18 protein-coding genes are annotated in these 15,529 nt (G+C 72.2%); 9 read left to right on the forward strand and 9 right to left on the reverse strand.

The window, feature by feature from the left end:
- Positions 1-48: 48 nt before the first annotated feature.
- Entirely contained in the window at positions 49-645 is a 597-nt protein-coding gene (locus tag AB0J97_RS33435) for a dienelactone hydrolase family protein (RefSeq protein ID WP_357706190.1), read from the forward strand.
- Here AB0J97_RS33435 and AB0J97_RS33440 read toward each other — a convergent pair.
- The 4 genes from AB0J97_RS33440 to AB0J97_RS33455 all read right to left on the reverse strand — a co-directional run bounded on the left by AB0J97_RS33440 (position 632) and on the right by AB0J97_RS33455 (position 3,439).
- Complete coding sequence (locus AB0J97_RS33440) at positions 632-1,480, reverse strand: PHP domain-containing protein (protein ID WP_364096109.1); 849 nt, start codon at positions 1,478-1,480, stop codon at positions 632-634. The two genes, AB0J97_RS33435 and AB0J97_RS33440, sit on opposite strands and share 14 nt — an antisense overlap.
- A 17-nt stretch (positions 1,481-1,497) precedes the next feature.
- Positions 1,498-2,193, reverse strand: coding sequence for a zf-HC2 domain-containing protein (locus AB0J97_RS33445; RefSeq protein WP_357706188.1), 696 nt, complete (start codon positions 2,191-2,193; stop codon positions 1,498-1,500).
- A complete protein-coding gene (locus AB0J97_RS33450) occupies positions 2,190-2,714 on the reverse strand; it encodes a sigma-70 family RNA polymerase sigma factor (RefSeq protein ID WP_357706187.1) in 525 nt (174 codons plus the stop codon). Before AB0J97_RS33450 ends, AB0J97_RS33445 begins: the two co-directional genes overlap by 4 nt.
- Before the next feature lie 143 nt (positions 2,715-2,857).
- Positions 2,858-3,439 carry a hypothetical protein gene (locus AB0J97_RS33455; protein WP_364096112.1) on the reverse strand — a complete coding sequence of 194 codons (582 nt, stop codon included), beginning with the start codon at positions 3,437-3,439 and terminating at the stop codon, positions 2,858-2,860.
- A 261-nt stretch (positions 3,440-3,700) separates the two neighbouring features.
- Between AB0J97_RS33455 and AB0J97_RS33460 the strand changes: the two genes are divergently transcribed.
- A complete protein-coding gene (locus AB0J97_RS33460; RefSeq protein ID WP_364096115.1) occupies positions 3,701-5,287 on the forward strand; it encodes a Coagulation factor 5/8 type domain-containing protein in 1,587 nt (528 codons plus the stop codon).
- Between the two features lie 18 nt (positions 5,288-5,305).
- Here the strand turns inward: AB0J97_RS33460 and AB0J97_RS33465 are convergent, their stop codons facing one another.
- Positions 5,306-6,553: an MFS transporter gene (locus AB0J97_RS33465; RefSeq protein WP_364096118.1), complete on the reverse strand. Its 1,248-nt coding sequence runs from the start codon at positions 6,551-6,553 to the stop codon at positions 5,306-5,308.
- A gap of 38 nt (positions 6,554-6,591) precedes the next feature.
- On the opposite strand from AB0J97_RS33465, the gene AB0J97_RS33470 reads away from it, so the two are divergent.
- Positions 6,592-7,509 carry a LysR family transcriptional regulator gene (locus AB0J97_RS33470; protein ID WP_364096120.1) on the forward strand — a complete coding sequence of 306 codons (918 nt, stop codon included), beginning with the start codon at positions 6,592-6,594 and terminating at the stop codon, positions 7,507-7,509.
- Here the strand turns inward: AB0J97_RS33470 and AB0J97_RS33475 are convergent.
- Positions 7,475-8,365: a hypothetical protein gene (locus tag AB0J97_RS33475; protein WP_364096123.1), complete on the reverse strand. Its 891-nt coding sequence runs from the start codon at positions 8,363-8,365 to the stop codon at positions 7,475-7,477. The two genes, AB0J97_RS33470 and AB0J97_RS33475, sit on opposite strands and share 35 nt — an antisense overlap.
- Before the next feature lie 56 nt (positions 8,366-8,421).
- Positions 8,422-9,693, reverse strand: coding sequence for an MFS transporter (locus AB0J97_RS33480; protein WP_364096126.1), 1,272 nt, complete (start codon positions 9,691-9,693; stop codon positions 8,422-8,424).
- Between the two features lie 54 nt (positions 9,694-9,747).
- On the opposite strand from AB0J97_RS33480, the gene AB0J97_RS33485 reads away from it, so the two are divergent.
- Together AB0J97_RS33485 and AB0J97_RS33490 are read left to right on the forward strand one after the other, a co-directional pair.
- Complete coding sequence (locus AB0J97_RS33485) at positions 9,748-10,623, forward strand: winged helix-turn-helix transcriptional regulator (RefSeq protein WP_364096129.1); 876 nt, start codon at positions 9,748-9,750, stop codon at positions 10,621-10,623.
- Between the two features lie 130 nt (positions 10,624-10,753).
- Entirely contained in the window at positions 10,754-11,020 is a 267-nt protein-coding gene (locus AB0J97_RS33490; protein ID WP_364096132.1) for a hypothetical protein, read from the forward strand.
- A 10-nt stretch (positions 11,021-11,030) separates the two neighbouring features.
- Here the strand turns inward: AB0J97_RS33490 and AB0J97_RS33495 are convergent, their stop codons facing one another.
- Positions 11,031-11,972, reverse strand: coding sequence for a WYL domain-containing protein (locus AB0J97_RS33495; protein WP_364096135.1), 942 nt, complete (start codon positions 11,970-11,972; stop codon positions 11,031-11,033).
- Positions 11,973-12,065: 93 nt separating this feature from the next.
- Between AB0J97_RS33495 and AB0J97_RS33500 the strand changes: the two genes are divergently transcribed.
- The 4 genes from AB0J97_RS33500 to AB0J97_RS33515 all read left to right on the forward strand — a co-directional run bounded on the left by AB0J97_RS33500 (position 12,066) and on the right by AB0J97_RS33515 (position 15,069).
- The gene (locus AB0J97_RS33500) at positions 12,066-12,479 is read left to right on the forward strand and encodes a VOC family protein (RefSeq protein ID WP_364096138.1); all 414 of its coding nucleotides are present in this window, start codon (positions 12,066-12,068) and stop codon (positions 12,477-12,479) included.
- A gap of 5 nt (positions 12,480-12,484) precedes the next feature.
- Positions 12,485-12,853 (forward strand): hypothetical protein, encoded by a 369-nt coding sequence (locus AB0J97_RS33505; RefSeq protein WP_364096141.1) that lies wholly within the window; start codon positions 12,485-12,487, stop codon positions 12,851-12,853.
- Positions 12,854-12,978: 125 nt separating this feature from the next.
- On the forward strand, positions 12,979-14,157 hold the full coding sequence (locus tag AB0J97_RS33510) for a hypothetical protein (protein ID WP_364096144.1): 1,179 nt from the start codon (positions 12,979-12,981) through the stop codon (positions 14,155-14,157).
- Between the two features lie 105 nt (positions 14,158-14,262).
- The gene (locus AB0J97_RS33515) at positions 14,263-15,069 is read left to right on the forward strand and encodes a CPBP family intramembrane glutamic endopeptidase (protein ID WP_364096147.1); all 807 of its coding nucleotides are present in this window, start codon (positions 14,263-14,265) and stop codon (positions 15,067-15,069) included.
- A gap of 74 nt (positions 15,070-15,143) precedes the next feature.
- Here the strand turns inward: AB0J97_RS33515 and AB0J97_RS33520 are convergent, their stop codons facing one another.
- Positions 15,144-15,431, reverse strand: a complete 288-nt coding sequence (locus AB0J97_RS33520) for a hypothetical protein (protein WP_364096150.1) — start codon at positions 15,429-15,431, stop codon at positions 15,144-15,146.
- Positions 15,432-15,529: the final 98 nt, after the last annotated feature.

The following is a 15,529-nucleotide window of genomic DNA, read 5'->3' on the forward strand; positions in this document are numbered from 1 at the left end:
GCGGCAAGGTTGTGGCGCAGCGGGGCAGCGCGCCGTCGGAGGTGAAGCATGACCGGCGACCTGGTCGTCCCTGACGCCGCCCGGGGGGTGGTGGTGTTCGCGCACGGCAGCGGCAGCAGCCGGCTCAGCCCGCGCAACCGGTACGTGGCCGAGGTGCTGAACAGAGCCGGCCTCGGAACGTTGCTGTTCGACCTGCTCACGCCGGAGGAGGAGGCCGACCGGGCGAACGTGTTCGACATCGCGCTGCTGGCCGGGCGGCTGCTGCGGCGTACCGAGGAGCTGCGCGGGCAGGAGGAGGCGGCGGGGCTGCCGATCGGCTATTTCGGCGCGAGCACGGGCGCGGCGGCGGCGCTGTGGGCGGCGGCCGAGCCGGACAACGCGATCGCGGCGATCGTCTCGCGCGGCGGACGGCCCGACCTGGCCGGCGGGCGGCTGGCCGCGGTACGCGCCCCCACGCTGCTCATCGTCGGCGGCCGGGACCCGATCGTGGTGGACCTGAACGAGGAGGCTCAGCGGCACCTGCGCGCCGACACCCGCCTGACGGTCGTGCCCGGCGCGACCCACCTGTTCGAGGAGCCCGGCGCGCTGGAGAGCGTCGCCGAGCACGCCCGCGACTGGTTCACCACCTACTTCACGGCGCCGTGACGGGCACGGCGCCCTTCGCCTGGCCGACCAGGCGTTCGTAGACCTCCGGGGCGGTCGTCTCGCAGCCCAGCCGGTGGCCGGTCAGCTCGCCGTGGTCGTCGCTCGACCCGGTGACCTCCAGCCCGAGCCCGGCGGCGAGGCGGCGCAGGTGGGCGCGGGCCTCGTCGTCGTGGTCGAGGTGGTCGGCCTCCACGCCGAAGAGCCCGGCCGCGGCCAGCTCGGCGATCCACTCGTCGGGCACGGCCTCGCCGCGCCTGACCGCCTTCGGGTGGGCCAGCACGGGCACCCCGCCGGCGGCGCGCACCAGGCGGACCGCGCGTACCGGGTCGAGGGCGTAGCGGGTGACGTGCGCGCGGCCGCCCGTGCCGATCCACTCGGCCGTGAACGCCTCCTCGGGCGCGGCCACGGCCCCGGCGGCGACCATGGCGCGGGCGATGTGCGGCCGTCCGACCGGGCTGCCGCCGGCCAGCGTGGACACCTGCTCCCAGGTGATCGGCACGCCCAGCTCGACCAGGCGCTCGACGGTCAGCCTGCCGCGTTCCTCGCGGGCCTGCCGGATGAGCTCGCACTCGGCCAGCAGCTCGGGGTCGGCGGGGTCGAAGAGGTAGGCGAGCAGGTGGATGCTCTGCCCGGCCCGCCGGCACGACAGCTCCATGCCCGGCACCAGCGTCAGGCCCTCGGGCAGTGCCTCGACGGCCGCGCGGTGCCCGGCGACGGTGTCGTGGTCGGTCAGCGCGAGCACGTCGAGGCCGCGCTCGCGGGCGCGGCGCACCACGTCGGCCGGCGGCTGCGTGCCGTCGGAGGCGGTGCTGTGGCTGTGCAGGTCGATGCGCATCGCTCGATGGTAGGCGGTCACACCTGGACGGTCGCGAGGATCCGGCCGTCCAGGGTCTCGATGGTGAAGTGGTTCAGGTCGTCCTGGGTCAGGCTGGTGCCGCCGTGCAGCAGCAGGGCGTCGGGGGCGCCGGCGACGCCGTACCCCTTGTCGGGCACGCCCCAGCTCGCCACGGTCTCCGAGCGGCCGTCGTCGCCGAAGGCCACCAGGCGGCACTTCAGCGGCCCCTTGACGCCCTTGAGCTCCAGCGCCACGTGGGTGCCCCAGCCCTTGTCCTCGACGCCGACGACGCCGGACACGCCGGTCGCGGGGTCGCTGACCGGGTAGGTGCGGCCGGTCATGAGCAGCGCGCGGGCGGGGCTGTGCACGCTGTCGGGGTCGGGGCCCGAGGCCGCCGCGTTGACGGCCAGGAAGACGCCGGTCGCGACGAGGAAGCACGCGGCGGCCGACATGATCCCCCGGTGGAGGGTCCGGCGGCGGCGTTCCACGGCGGCCCGGCGGACGATCAGCGACTCGACCGGGGACTCGTCCGGCTCGGCGCGCAGGTCGTCGGGGTCGACGCCGCGCATCAGCTCCCCCATGGCCGCGAACGCGCCGACCTCGCCGGCGCAGCTCGGGCAGCCGTGCAGGTGGCGCTCGAAGGCGTTGCGCTCGTCGTCGTCCAGGAGGCCCAGCGCGTACGCCGCGACGTCCTCGTGGTGCACCTCGTTCATGGGAGCCCCACGCCCCTTTCCTCCAATGCGATGCGTAACGCCCGCATCGCGTAGTACACGCGGGACTTCACCGTGCCCACGGGCACGCCGATCGTCTCCGCGGCCTCCTGCAACGTGCGATCACGCAGGAAGGTCTCCGTGAGCACCTGGCGGTGCGCCGGCGAGAGCGAGAGCATGGCGTCGGTCACCACGATCTCGCGCAGCAGGCGGTCGTCCTCAGCGGCCACGGCGTTCGCGCGTTCGGGGACCTCCTCCACGGTGTCGAGGGGACGCGTGCCGGCCCGGCGCCGGTCGTCGATCACGACCCGGCGGGCCACGGTGGCCAGCCAGGGCATCAACGAGCCGTTGTCGGTCCGCAGGTCCCCGAGGTTGCGCCAGGCGCGCACCAGCGTCTCCTGGACGACGTCCTCCGCCCAGCGCCGGTCGCCGCCCGTCAGCCGGACGGCGAAGGCCATCAATGGGGACCCGTATTCGCGGTACAGGGCCCGGACCATGGCTTCGTCGGTCACACGATGATTCACGCGGCGACTCCTCGCGCTGCGTACATCATGAAATGTCGCCCAGACAACTACTGATATTGAATTATTGCCCTAGTCACGGGCGAGGAACAAGATACGGGATTTGCATAAATCACCAGGTTTGCCGATTCGGCAGTAAAAGATGATCATTCGGCTGATGACACGCGGCCGTGCCGGCCCGCCGCTCGCGGCCGGCCCTCCGGACGCGCCGGCTCGTACGGACCGGCCCACGCCTCGGCCTCGCGCAGCAGCTCGCGCACCGAGGCGTGCCGGGCGGAGGCCGAATGCCCGAGCAGCACGCGCACCAGCTCCATCGCCGCCGGCCGGGCGGCGGGGTCCGGGTCGCGGCACTGGTCGACCAGAGCGCGCAACACGGGCGGCAACCGGTCGAGGCCGGTTCCGCCCTCCATGTGCCCGGCGGCGGCGAAGACGATCACGTCGGCCCACTCGCGCACGTCGGCCGGCGGCAGCTCGCTGCTCCTCGGGCCGGGCGCGAACGACGCCTCGCCGAGCCGTCCGACCAGCACGTTGTGCGGCCCGAGCCGCAGCCCCGCGATCCCGGTCAGATGCAGCCTGGCCATGGTCGCGGCCGTGCCGAGGGCGAGCCGGTGCAGCTCCTCGCCCTCGTACGGCCCCGCCGCCGCGACCACGTCGGCCAGCGGCTCACCCATCCCCAGGTAGTCGCGCGGCCGGAGGGCCAGCCCGCCACCCCATCCCTGACTGTCCATCGCCGTCCTCTGGCTCGGTTCTCGTCGTCAGGGTGTACGCCGGTCCCCGCGGACAGGGTTCAACGGCTCCCATGCGGAAAACTCATGGGACGACGACCGCCGCCGGGCCGCGCCGCGGATCACCACCCGCCTCCGCCACCTGGCCGCCTGGCATTTCGGTCGCGAATTTAGATGAGATCAGCTCATGTTCGGTCTTGCCGAGGCCCCTCCGGCGGTGGATGCTTGCGGCGACCCCGGTACCGCAGCCTGGGAGGTGGTCCCGTGTTCCACCGTCTCACCCGCCGGGCGGCCGCAGCCGTCCTTCTCCTGACCGGCGCGCTGGTCGCGCCGTCCGTCCCCACCGCCGCCGCGCACGCCGCCGCCGCTGTAAGCGGCTTCGTGGACGGCCACAGCCACCTGTTCTCGTACGAGGCGTTCGGCGGCAAGCTCATGTGCGGCGAGCCGTTCGACCCCGACGGCATCGAGCAGGCGCTGACCGACTGCTCCGACCACTACCCGAACGGCGAGCTGGCCTGGTACGAGAACTTCACCAGGACCGGCAAGCCCACCGGCACCCACGACCCGGTGGGCTATCCCACCTTCCGCGACTGGCCGGCCAACGACTCGCTGACCCACCAGCAGGCGTACTACACCTGGGTCGAGCGCGCCTGGCGGGGAGGGCTCCGGGTGCTGGTCAACGACCTGGTGGCCAACCGGCAGCTGTGCGCGATCTACCCGCTGAAGAAGTACTCCTGCGACGAGATGTCCTCCATCCGCCTCCAGGCCCAGCGGGCCCGCGAGCTGCAGGACCACATCGACGCCGAGTCGGGCGGCCCCGGACGGGGCTGGTTCCGCATCGTGAACGACCCCGCCGAGGCCAGGACCGTGGCCGCGGCCGGCAAGCTGGCCGTCGTCCTCGGGATCGAGACGTCGGAGCCGTTCGGCTGCCGGCAGATCTTCGGCATCCCCCAGTGCACGAAGGCCCAGATCGACCGGGGTCTGGACGAGATGTACGCGCTCGGCGTGCGCAGCATGTTCGTCTGCCACAAGTACGACAACGCGCTGTGCGGCGTGCGCTTCGACTCCGGCACCCAGGGCGCGATCGTCAACGTCGGCAACCTGCTGGCCACCGGCTCGTTCTGGCAGGCCCGCACCTGCACGGGGCCCGAGCACGACAACACCATCGACCCGGCCGGCGTGCTGCCCGACCAGATCGCGCGGCTGCTGCCGCCGGGCGTCTCGCTGCCGCTGTATCCGCCGGCGCCGCACTGCAACACCCGGGGGCTGACCTCGCTCGGGACGTACATGGTGCAGGGGCTGATCCGGCGCGGCATGCTGGTGGAGATCGACCACATGAGCGTCAAGGCCGCGGCCCAGACGCTCGGCCTGCTGGAGGCGGCCCGCTACCCGGGCGTGATCTCCTCGCACAGCTGGGCCGACCCGAACTTCTTCGCCCGCATCTACGCACTCGGCGGCATGATCACCCAGTACGGCCACAACTCCCAGGACTTCGTCGCGGAGTGGCGGCGTACGGCGCCGCTGCGGCAGCAGTACAACGTGCCCGGCTACGGCTACGGCCTGGACGTCAACGGCATGGGCCGGCTGCCCGCCCCGCGCGCGGGCAACGCCGCGAACCCGGTGACCTACCCGTTCGCGTCCTACGACGGGAGCGTGCGGCTCGACCGGCTGCGCACCGGGCAACGGGTCTGGGACGTCAACGTGGACGGCGTGGCCAACTACGGCCTGGTCCCCGACTGGATCGAGGACATGCGTCTGCTCGCCGGTCAGGACATCGTCCGTGACCTGGCGAGCGGCGCGGAATCGTACCTGCGGACGTGGGAGGCGACCGCCGCGCGGCGACTGCCGTGAGGCAGGCGTCCCCGTCCTTCACGCGACCGGCTGGGCGGACCGCGAGGTCCGCCGGCCGGTGGCCAGGTTGAGCAGCAGCGACGCCGCCGTCAGCGCCACGCCGAACCAGACGACGCTGGTGACCCCGAGGTGGTCGGCGAACAGCCCGCCGAAGAGCGCGCCGAGCGCGATGGAGGTGTTGTAGGCCATCGTGTTGAGCGACATGGCGGCCTCGAAGGTCTCCGGCGCGGCGGCGAGCGTCATGTTGACCTGGGCGAGCTGCACGACCCCGAACGACAGCCCCCAGACGACCAGCGCCACGATCGCCCCGGTGGCGCCGTCGCCGAAGGCGAGCAGCAGCAGCATGGCCACCACGAGCCCCGCGGCGCCGGTGACGAAGCTGCCCCGCAGGCTGCGGGTCACGGTGTGCCCGGCGATGAAGTTGCCGATCGCGCCGGCGACGCCGAACACCATCAGCACCCCCATGACGAGCAGCGGGGACGCGCCCGTGCCGGCCTCCAGGAAGGGCCGGACGAAGGTGTAGGCCCCGAAGTGGCCGAGCACGAACAGCACCACCGTGAACAGCACCGTGCGCAGCGGCACGTTCCGCAGCGGGAGCCCGAACACCTCGCGGACGGAGACCGCGTTCGCCGACGGCAGCGACGGGATCAGGACGGCGACCGTCAGGAACACCAGCGCGCTCAGCCCGCTCCAGATGAGGAACGTGGTGCGCCAGTCGGTGAGGCTCTCCAGGAAGGTGCCGAGCGGGATGCCGACCACGGTGGCGATCGAGATGCCCGACATCACGACCGCGGCGGCCCGGTTGGCCTGCCGTTCCGGGACGAGCCGCATCGCCATGCTCACGCCGATGGCCCAGAACACGCCGCTGGCGAAGCCCAGCAGGAGCCGTGCCGTCAGGATCACCGTGTAGTTCGGCGCGATGCCCGTCACCAGGTTCCCCAGGGCCAGCACCACCAGCAGGACGGACAGCAGCACCCGCCGGTTGACCCGCCTCGACCAGGCCACGATGAACGGCACGCCCAGCCCGGCCGACACGCCCTGCAACGTCACCATCAACCCGGCGACGCCCACGGAGATGCCCAGATCCTCACTGAGCGGGGTCAGCAGGCCCACCGGCATCAACTCGGTCGTGAGAAAGACGAAAAGGCTGGCTGTGATCGCGGCGACCCCCGCCCATGCCCTTAAGGCCGGGCGGGTCGCCTGCGTCGTAAGAGTTTGCGTCATGGCGCCAAGCCTGCCGACAACCGATCGATGAGTCCAACACATAGTTTTGATCGGGATCTATCGCGTGGCACGATTGATGGATGGAGCTTCAACAGCTGAGGTACGTCCTCGCCGTCGCGGAGACCAGCAACTTCACCCGGGCCGCCGAGCGTTGCCGGGTCGTGCAGTCGGCGCTCAGCCACCAGATCGCCGCCCTGGAACGGGAGCTGGGCGCCCGGCTGTTCGAGCGCACCAGCCGCCGCGTACGGCTGACGACGGCCGGAGAGGCGTTCCTGCCCGCGGCCCGCGCCTGCCTGGAGGCCGCCGAGCGGGCGCGGACGGAGGTGGCCGCGGCCAGCGGGGAGATCCGCGGCCGGCTCGCCGTCGGCGCGATCCCCACGGTCACCGCCGTGGACCTGCCGGTCGTGCTGAAGGAGTTCCGCCGCCTGCACCCGCGGGTGCGCATCACGCTCATCTCCGCCGGCAGCGAGGACCTGATCGAACGTGTCCGGCGCGGCGAGACGGACGTCGCCTTCCTGGGCCTGCCGCCCCGCGCGGAGCCGAAGGCCGTCCAGAGCCGCCCGCTGGCCAGGGGCGAGCTGGTCGCGATCGTCGCGCCGGACCACCCGCTGGCCGGTCGCCGGACGGACCTGCGCGGCCTGGCCGACGAGCCGTTCATCGACTTCCGCGCCGGTCACGCCGGGCGCATCCAGTCGGACGTGGCGTTCGCGGCGGCCGGCGTCCACCGCGAGGTCGCCTTCGAGGTCACCTCCGGCGACTTCATGGTCGACCTCGTCCGGCACGGCCTCGGTGTCGGCCTGCTCCCGGCCGCCTACGCCCCCCGCTTCCCGAACCTCGGCCTCGTCCGGCTCGGCGACGCCCCGGCCCGGGTGGAGCACCTGATCTGGGGCGCCCACCCGTCCGCGGCGGCCACGGCCTTCCTCGACCTGATCGGCCCGCCGGCCGGCGACGGCGAGAACGGGGTCAGCCGCGCAGCAGCGGCTGGCCGGGAAGCTTGACCTTGGTCTTCATCAGGCTGGGCGCGCCGTTGCCGCCGATGTTGACGAAGTAGAGCGCCTTGCCGTCGAAGGCCAGGCTGGCCGGGCTGTCCAGCTTGTCGGCCAGGACCTCCACGCCGCCGCCCGTGCGGACGATGCTGAGGGTGTTGCCCGTGTAGCTCGGCACGTAGAGCTGCCCGCGCACGTCGAAGGCCAGGCCGTCGGCGCCGGCCAGCTTGGCGTCCTTGGCGTACACGGTCGGCACGCCGGCCTTGCCGCCCTTGCCGTACGGGATGCGGACGATCTGCGCCTCGTCGGACACGGCCACGTAGAACGCGCCCGAACGCCAGGCGATGCCGTTCGCCCCGGTGCCGTCCGAGCCGACGAGCAGGGACGACTTCGCCCAGACCGCGGCCTTGCCGTCGGCCACGCGGTAGACCACGCTGTTCGAGGTGTCGGTGACGTAGAGCGCGTCGTCCGGGCCGAAGGCGAGGCCGTTGGCGAAGCCGATCGGCAGCGCGGCGTAGAGCTCGGCCTCGCCGTACGAGGTGATCCGCCAGATGCCGTTGGTGGCGGCCTGGCCGGAGTTGAGCGCGGCGTAGACGTTGCCGCGCCGGTCGGTGGCCAGGCCGTTCAGCTTGCCTTCGCCGATGGGCAGGGCGGCCAGCAGGCTGTCGGTGCCCGTGCTGTCGACCTTCCTGATCTCGCCCTTGGTCAGCAGCCCGACGTAGATCGTGCCGTCCGGCGCGACGGTGACGCCCTCGGTGAGGTCGGCGTAGGGCTGCACGACGATCGGGCGGAGCGCGGCGGCCTGGGCCGGCGTGGCGACCAGCGTCAACAGCGCGACGGTGGACAGAAAGAGGGGGATGCGCTTCATGGTGTGATCCTGTCGCCGCAAGATCGCCATGACGTCACCGCCACTTCCGCGAATCATCATGTGATCGGCACACCACGCGAGCCGACGGCCTCCTCGCTCCACTCGAAGTCGGTGAGGTCGCGCAGGCGCCGGACCGGCGACGCCAGCAGGACCAGCGGCACGCAGACGGCCGCGACGACGAAGATCAACAGGGTGGTCCGGGCGCCGAGCAACCCGGCGACCACTCCGGCGACCAGCCCGCCGACCGGGATCGCGCCCCAGGAGACGAAGCGGACCGTGGCCATCACCCGGGCCAGCAGCTCGGGCGGGCTGGCGAGCTGCCGGTACGTCCGGGTCACCACGCTGAGCACCACGACCCCCGCCGCGAACACCACGTTGCCGACGGCGAACGCGGCGAAGCCCTGCCAGCCGCTGCCGAGAGGGATGACGAGCGCCCCGGCCACCGACACGAAGCCCGCGGCGACCAGCGTGCGGGCGGTCCCGAACCTGGACGTGAACCGGCTCGTCAACGCCGCGCCGATCAGCGTGCCGACGCCCTCCACCGCCAGCAGCAGGCCGACGAGGCCGGGCTCGGCGTGCAGCTCGCGTACCAGGTAGAGCGCGTAGAGCGCGTGCTGCGCCCCGCAGACCGTGTTCACCGCGGTGGCGGCCCACATGCACGGGCCCATGACCGGGTGGCGGACGACGAACCGCCAACCTTCGCGGATCATCTCGCGCATCGGCGGCCGGCGGTCGGCGGTCTCGGGGCGGCGTTCGGGCAGGGTCCGCAGCAGCAGGGCCGAGACGAGGTAGCTGGCCGCGTCCACCAGGAGGGTGGGCACCGCACCGAGCACCTGGACGACGAGACCCCCGACCGACGGCCCGCCGAGCTGCGTGGTGGCGTGCGTGCCGGACGTCAGGCTGTTGCGCGACTGCAGTTGCTCCTTGCTCACGATCGACGGCAGGAAGGTCGAGTTGGCGACGTCGAAGAGCACGTTCGCGAAGCTGGTCACCAGCGCCACGATCACGAGCTGGGCGACCGTCAGCCGGTCCAGCCACCAGGCCAGCGGGACGGAGGCGACCGCCGCCGCGCGGGCCAGGTCGGCGGCGACCTGCACCGTTCGCATGGGGAGCCGCTGCACCAGCACCCCGGCGGGCAGGCCGATCACGATCCAGGCGACGTACCCGGCGGCGGCGATCAGGCCCATCTCGAACGCGGAGGCGTCGAGCACCGTCAGGGCCGTCAGCGGCAGCGCCACCGCGCTGACCGCCGAGCCGACCGCGCTGGTCGTGCCGGCCGTCCACCACCGCCAGAAGACGGCCGCGCCACCTCCGCTGTCGATCCCCATCCTGGCGCTCCTCACCGTGTAAGTTCCAAACTGGAACGCACTATACTGGAGCCTGTGAAGCGCGCCGATCTCCACGACTCCGACTGCGGCATCGCGCAGGCCCTCGGCGTCATCGGCGACTGGTGGACTTTCCTGGTCGTCCGTGACATCGCCGGCGGCACCACCCGCTTCGACGGCCTGCAGCGCGAGCTCGGCGTCAGCCGCCGGGCCCTGGCCGAACGCCTGGCCAAGCTCGTCGAACACGGCGTGCTCGAACGGCGGCCCTACTCCACCCGCCCGCCGCGCCACGACTACGTCCTGACGGCGAAGGGCGAGGGTCTGCTGCCCACGCTGATCGCCCTGCAGGATTGGGGCACCCGGCACGTGATGGGCGACGGCGCCCTCACCGCGACCAGCGAGGACGGCTCCGCCGAGAGCCGCCGCGTGCACGACCTGGTCGACCGGAGGCTGCCGGACGTCGTGCTGGAACGCCACGACGGCGAGCCGGTCGCGCCCAACGCGCCGGGCGGCGTCTGGACCGTGCTCTACTTCTTCCCCGGCGCCTTCGCCCCCGACGCCCACGACTACCCGCCCGGCTGGGCCGACATCCCGGGCACGAAGGGCTGCACCCTGGAAGCCCTCACCTACGCGTCACGGTTCGCCGACTTCGAGGCGGCGGGCGCCGCGATCCGGGGCGTGAGCACCCAGCGCCCCGACCAGTTGGCGGCCTTCGTCACGCATGCCCGGTTGCCCTATCCCCTCCTGTCCGACCAGGACGACAGGCTCGCCGCCGGGCTGCTGCTGCCCACCTTCCGCACGGCCGGCGTCGACCGCTTCAAGCGCCTCACCCTGCTGGTCGATCCCGACGCGGTCATCCGGGCGGTGCAGTTCCCGATCAGCGATCCGGCCGGGTCGGTGGACGAGATGCTCGCCCTCGTCCGCAGCCGCTGACGGCCGTCAGCCGAGGGAGCCGTCTCCCAGGAGGCGGATGTCCCGATCGCGGAAAATCACCCCAGAGGGGGACACCGCGTCAAAGGTCGCTTTGACGACCAGAAACGGGATGACTTCTACCGTTCTGTCCATGGTTATCAACACGAACTCGTTCCGCCGCACGGCCGCCGGCCTCGGTCTCGTCCTCACCGCCCTCGCCTTCCCCGCCGCCACCCAGGCCGCCGCCCAGGCCGCCACGGCGCAGGCCGCCACCACCCCGGTCATGGTCGGCGTCTACCCGACGTCGGACGCGTGCGCGCGTGCGGCCGCCCCGTACACCGCCGCCGGGAAGACCGCTTCCTGCCGTCCGAGCAGCATCTACGCCAGGCCCCCCTACTGGATGCTGTACGTCTCCTGAACCGGCCGCGTCACCGGGCCTGGCGGGCGTACAACGTGGTGAGCTGGGCGGCGAGCTTCGCCAGCTCGTCCTGGACGGTCTGCGGGCCCTCCACGACGACGAGGTCGCCCCAGCCCGCGAGCTGGCGGGCGATGTCCAGCGCGGTCGGCGCCGTGAGCGCGACCCGGACCCGCTCGCCCTGGCCCCCGGTGGGGAGCACCTCGCAGTGGCGGCCGAAGCGGTCGCGCAGAACGCGCAGGTAGCGGGCCTCGATGGTGGCGGTGGCGGTGGTCGTCGCGCGCCGCGCCTCCATCGCGGTGACGACGTCGTCCCAGGCCGCCGCGAGGTCGAAGTTCGCCGGACGGTCGGCCGGTTCCTCCGTGACCTCGGCGTCGGTGACCCGGTCGACGCGGAAGGTCCGCTGCCCGTCGGGGGTTCCGGCGATCAGGTACCAGGTGTCGTCCTTGTCGACGAGGCCGTACGGGGCGACGACACGCTCCCGTCCCGAGTAGGTGAGCCGGACCGCCCGGCGCCGGACCACCGCGTCCTCCAGCAGATTGACGAGCGCGGGACGCGTGCGGCGATGCTCGCCCCAGCGGGCCGGATCGACCACGACCGCGTCCGCCGCCGCCTCGGCCTCCTGCCGGAACGTCGACGGCAGCGCGCGCACAAGCTTGCGCAGCGCTGCCTTGGCCTCCGGCGCGATCGCGGCGGCCGGGCCGAGCAGCAGGAACAGCGCCCTGGCCTCGGAGGCCTTGAGCCCGGACAGGTCGGTACGGGCGCCGCCGAGCAGGGCCCAGCCGCCGCCCCGCCCGGCCTGCGGGTAGACGGGGATGCCCGCGGCCGACAGGGCCTCCAGGTCACGGCGGGCCGTCGCGACCGAGACCTCCATCTCGGCGGCGATGTCCGCCGCCGTCACCCGCCCGCGCGCCTGCATCAGCAGCAGGACGGCCACCAGTCGATCCGCTCTCATGTTTCCCACGATGTCAGAAAAAGTGCTCATTCGATGAGCACTTTGGCTGGCAGCATGGTTCTCACAAGCCACCGACCGGAAGGCGCAGAGAACATGCTCCGCGGACTCACCACCATCAGCTTCTACGCCCAGAACGTCGCCGCCGCCCGCGACTGGTACGCCGACCTCCTCGGCATGCGGGCCTACTTCCAGCGTCCCGAGCAGGGCGACCCGGTCTACGTGGAGTTCCGCGTCGGCGACTACCAGCACGAGCTCGGCATCATCGACGCCCGGTTCGCTCCGGAGGGCTGGAGCGCCGAGGACGGCGGCGCGATCGTCTACTGGGCCGTCGACGACCTTGAGGCGACCTGGGAGCGGCTGCTGGAGATGGGCGCCACCCCGTTCGACAAGCCGACCGAGCGCGGCCCCGGGTTCGTCACCGCCTCGGTGCGCGACCCGTTCGGCAACATCCTCGGCATCATGATCAACCACCACTACATGGACGTCCTCGCGGGCCGGAAGGGCTGACCACGATGACCGACGACGCCCTGCTCCTGGACGACGCCACCGCCTGGAAGTCCTGGCTCGCCGAGCATCACGGGACGGCCCCCGACGTCTGGCTGCTGATCGCCAAGAAGAACAGCGACGCCACCAGCGTCACCCTCGACGAGGCCCTCGACGAGGCGCTGTGCCACGGCTGGATCGACAGCCACCGCAGGGCGTTCGACGGCGACTACTACCTGCAGCGCTACTCGCCCCGCACCCGCCGCAGCCCCTGGTCCCGCATCAACGTCGCCAGGGCCGAGGCGCTCACGGCCGCCGGGCGCATGCGCCCGGCCGGCCACGCCGCGATCGAGGCCGCCAAGACCACCGGCCGCTGGCCCGCGAGCCTGCCCGCCTGAACCATCTTCGACCCCGACGACTCCCACAACGTATGGAGAAGCGGTTACGAACCCGGACCATGGTGCGGCGGTTGGCCCCATTGTCCGGCGTCCTCTTGCTCGCGGCCTGCGCGACGGTCAGGCCCGTGCCACCGGCGTCCACGGCCACCCCGTCCCCGTCCGCGTCCCCCAAGCCGGACGTGCTGACCGACCGGCTGGGACCGCCGATGACCAGCCTCACAGGCACCTGCCCGTCCCCCGGAAGAACGGTCGACCAGCTGAACCCCGCCACCCTGCCCCGCTCGACCTGGCGACTGGCCTCGGCGGGAACGGAAGAGGGCGAACTCGACCAGGCGACGGTCACCCCGGACGGCACGCTCTGGGCCCTCCGGGGGAGAGGCCCCACCCAGAGGCCGGTGCGGTGGACCGGCTCGTCCTGGCAGGACCTCCCCGCGTTCCCGGCCGGAAAGGATCCCCTGGTCAGGCTGGGGGCCGCGGCGGCCGACCTGGCCTGGGTGATCGTCCAGAGCGGGTCCCCCGACGACTCGCCGGCGAACTACGTCGTGTCCACCTGGGACGGCCGGGCGTGGCAAAGCCGGCCGGTGGACCTGGGCGTGCCGCCCGTCAGCGGCGAGGAGCTGGCGGCGCAGGGAGCCTGGGTGCTGCTCGGCGACCGCGCGATGCGCTGGAGCGGCACGGCCTGGCAGACCGCGCCCCTGCACTCCTACAGTGACAAACTGTCGGGCAGCACCGAGGATCCATGGGTGATCGCCTCCCCCGACCCGGACGAGGAGGTGAAGATCCAGCTGTCGAGATGGACGGACCAGGGCTGGCAGGCCGTCCCCTTTCCTGACGGGATGACCCTGCCTCCGGGCACCGAGGCCATCCACCCCGACAAACCCTCCACGCGGATCGCGGGTGTGGCGCGGACCGGGCCGGAGGAGTTCTGGATCGTGGGCACGTACAGCTGGGGCGAGCACGAACCCGTGGACCAGGAGGACGTCACGATCTCCAGGAGCGTGCTGATGCGCAACGTCGCCGGCCGGTGGAGCTGCTGGTGGGGGCCGGTGGGCGACCAGCCGGACCCGTTCGTGGACGCGGTGGCCGACGGCCGCGGCGGGCTGTGGGCGGCCACCGGGCTCGGCATGTTGTGGCACCTGTCGGACGGACGCTGGATCCGCGAGCGGGCGCCCGTCGACAAGGGGGTGCCGGTGATCAGGGATCTGGCCGGCTCACCGGGCGGCGCCCTCTACGCGCTCGGCGGCATCGGCTCCGGGCCATGGGACGAGGACATCAGACCCGCACTGTGGCGGCTCGAACCGTGAGCGCCTCCTCCGCCACCCCCTTGTGACCTGTGCCTTTCACGGCGCCCGAAGCCGTGTCAGAACGATGTCAGTGCCGTGTCGGGCCGCCCGGCCACGATTGCCGGCATGGACACAGCAACGCGGCCCCCGGCCGGCGCACACCCGACAGGCTTCGTCGCGAAGCTCCTCGCGGACCGTCACTCCGTCCCGCTCTCCATCGCACTGCACCTGGTGCCCGGCGCGGCCATCGTCGCCGTGTACGCGTTCGTCGCCGCCCCGCTGGTGCGGGCGATGGGGGCGCCGATCTTCGCGGCCTGGGCCATGGCCCTCGCGATCGTGCTCTTCCCGATCCAGCTGTTCCTGCTGTGGCTGGGCAAGAAGCAGACCGGCCGCTTCACGATGAAGGGCGTCGTCCGCTACCGCGACAAGCCGCTCTCGCGCGGCAAGGTCATGTGGCTCGGGGGCGCGTGCCTCGTGTGGATGACCGTCGTCTCGCTCTCGCTGACCCCGCTGGACAACCTCGTCTACGACTGGTTCTTCACCTGGGTGGACTACCAGGGCGCCGGCCCCGGCGGCACCACCTACCTCCAGGGTTACCCGCAGGCGGTCGTGCTCACCACGCTGCTCGTCTGCGGGCCGTTCACCGGCTTCACCCTGCCGCTGATCGAGGAGTACTACTTCCGCGGCTTCCTGCTGCCCCGCCTGCCGCAGCTCGGCAAGTGGGCCCCGATCTTCAACACCCTCCTCTTCTCCGTGTACCACTTCTGGGCCCCCTGGACCGTCCTGTCGAAGCTCGTCTTCCTCTACCCGGGCGTCTGGCTCGCCTGGAAGAAGCAGGACATCCGCATCTCGATCACGATGCACCCCGGCACGACGCTCCTGATGACCGTCGTCGGCATCGTCGCCCTCGCCTCCGGCGCCGCCTCGATGTGAGACGCACCCCTCCCTGGAACGACTACGGCCACGACCCCACCCAACACCGTGGGGCCGTGGCCGAACGATTTCCCCTACTGGATGAACACGCTGGTGCCGACGATCTCCTGGCCCTCGTTCGGCGGCACCGTGCCGGTCACCGGCCCCCGGCAGTTCGGCCCGAGGAACGCGATGGCCACGCCGTCGGTCCGGTTGTAGACGAAGGGGTTCGCGCTGTCGGAGGTGTAGCAGCCGCTGGGGTCGTCGTACTGCGCCCGGTTGATGTAGAGGGTGCCGGTCGCGGCCGAGGCGGGGGTCGCCAGGCTCAGGACGAGTGCGGCGGCGGTGGCGAGGCCGGTCAGGCTGGTCGTGGTACGGAGCATGAGCGCGTTCCTGTCCCTTGAGGTACGGCGCCGTGGCGCCGGCGTCCTCACTCATCTTTCACGCTTTGCAGTCGTTCAACTACTATCGGTGACGACAG

The organism is Nonomuraea sp. NPDC049607 (genome assembly GCF_040675375.1).
Classification (GTDB): domain Bacteria; phylum Actinomycetota; class Actinomycetes; order Streptosporangiales; family Streptosporangiaceae; genus Nonomuraea.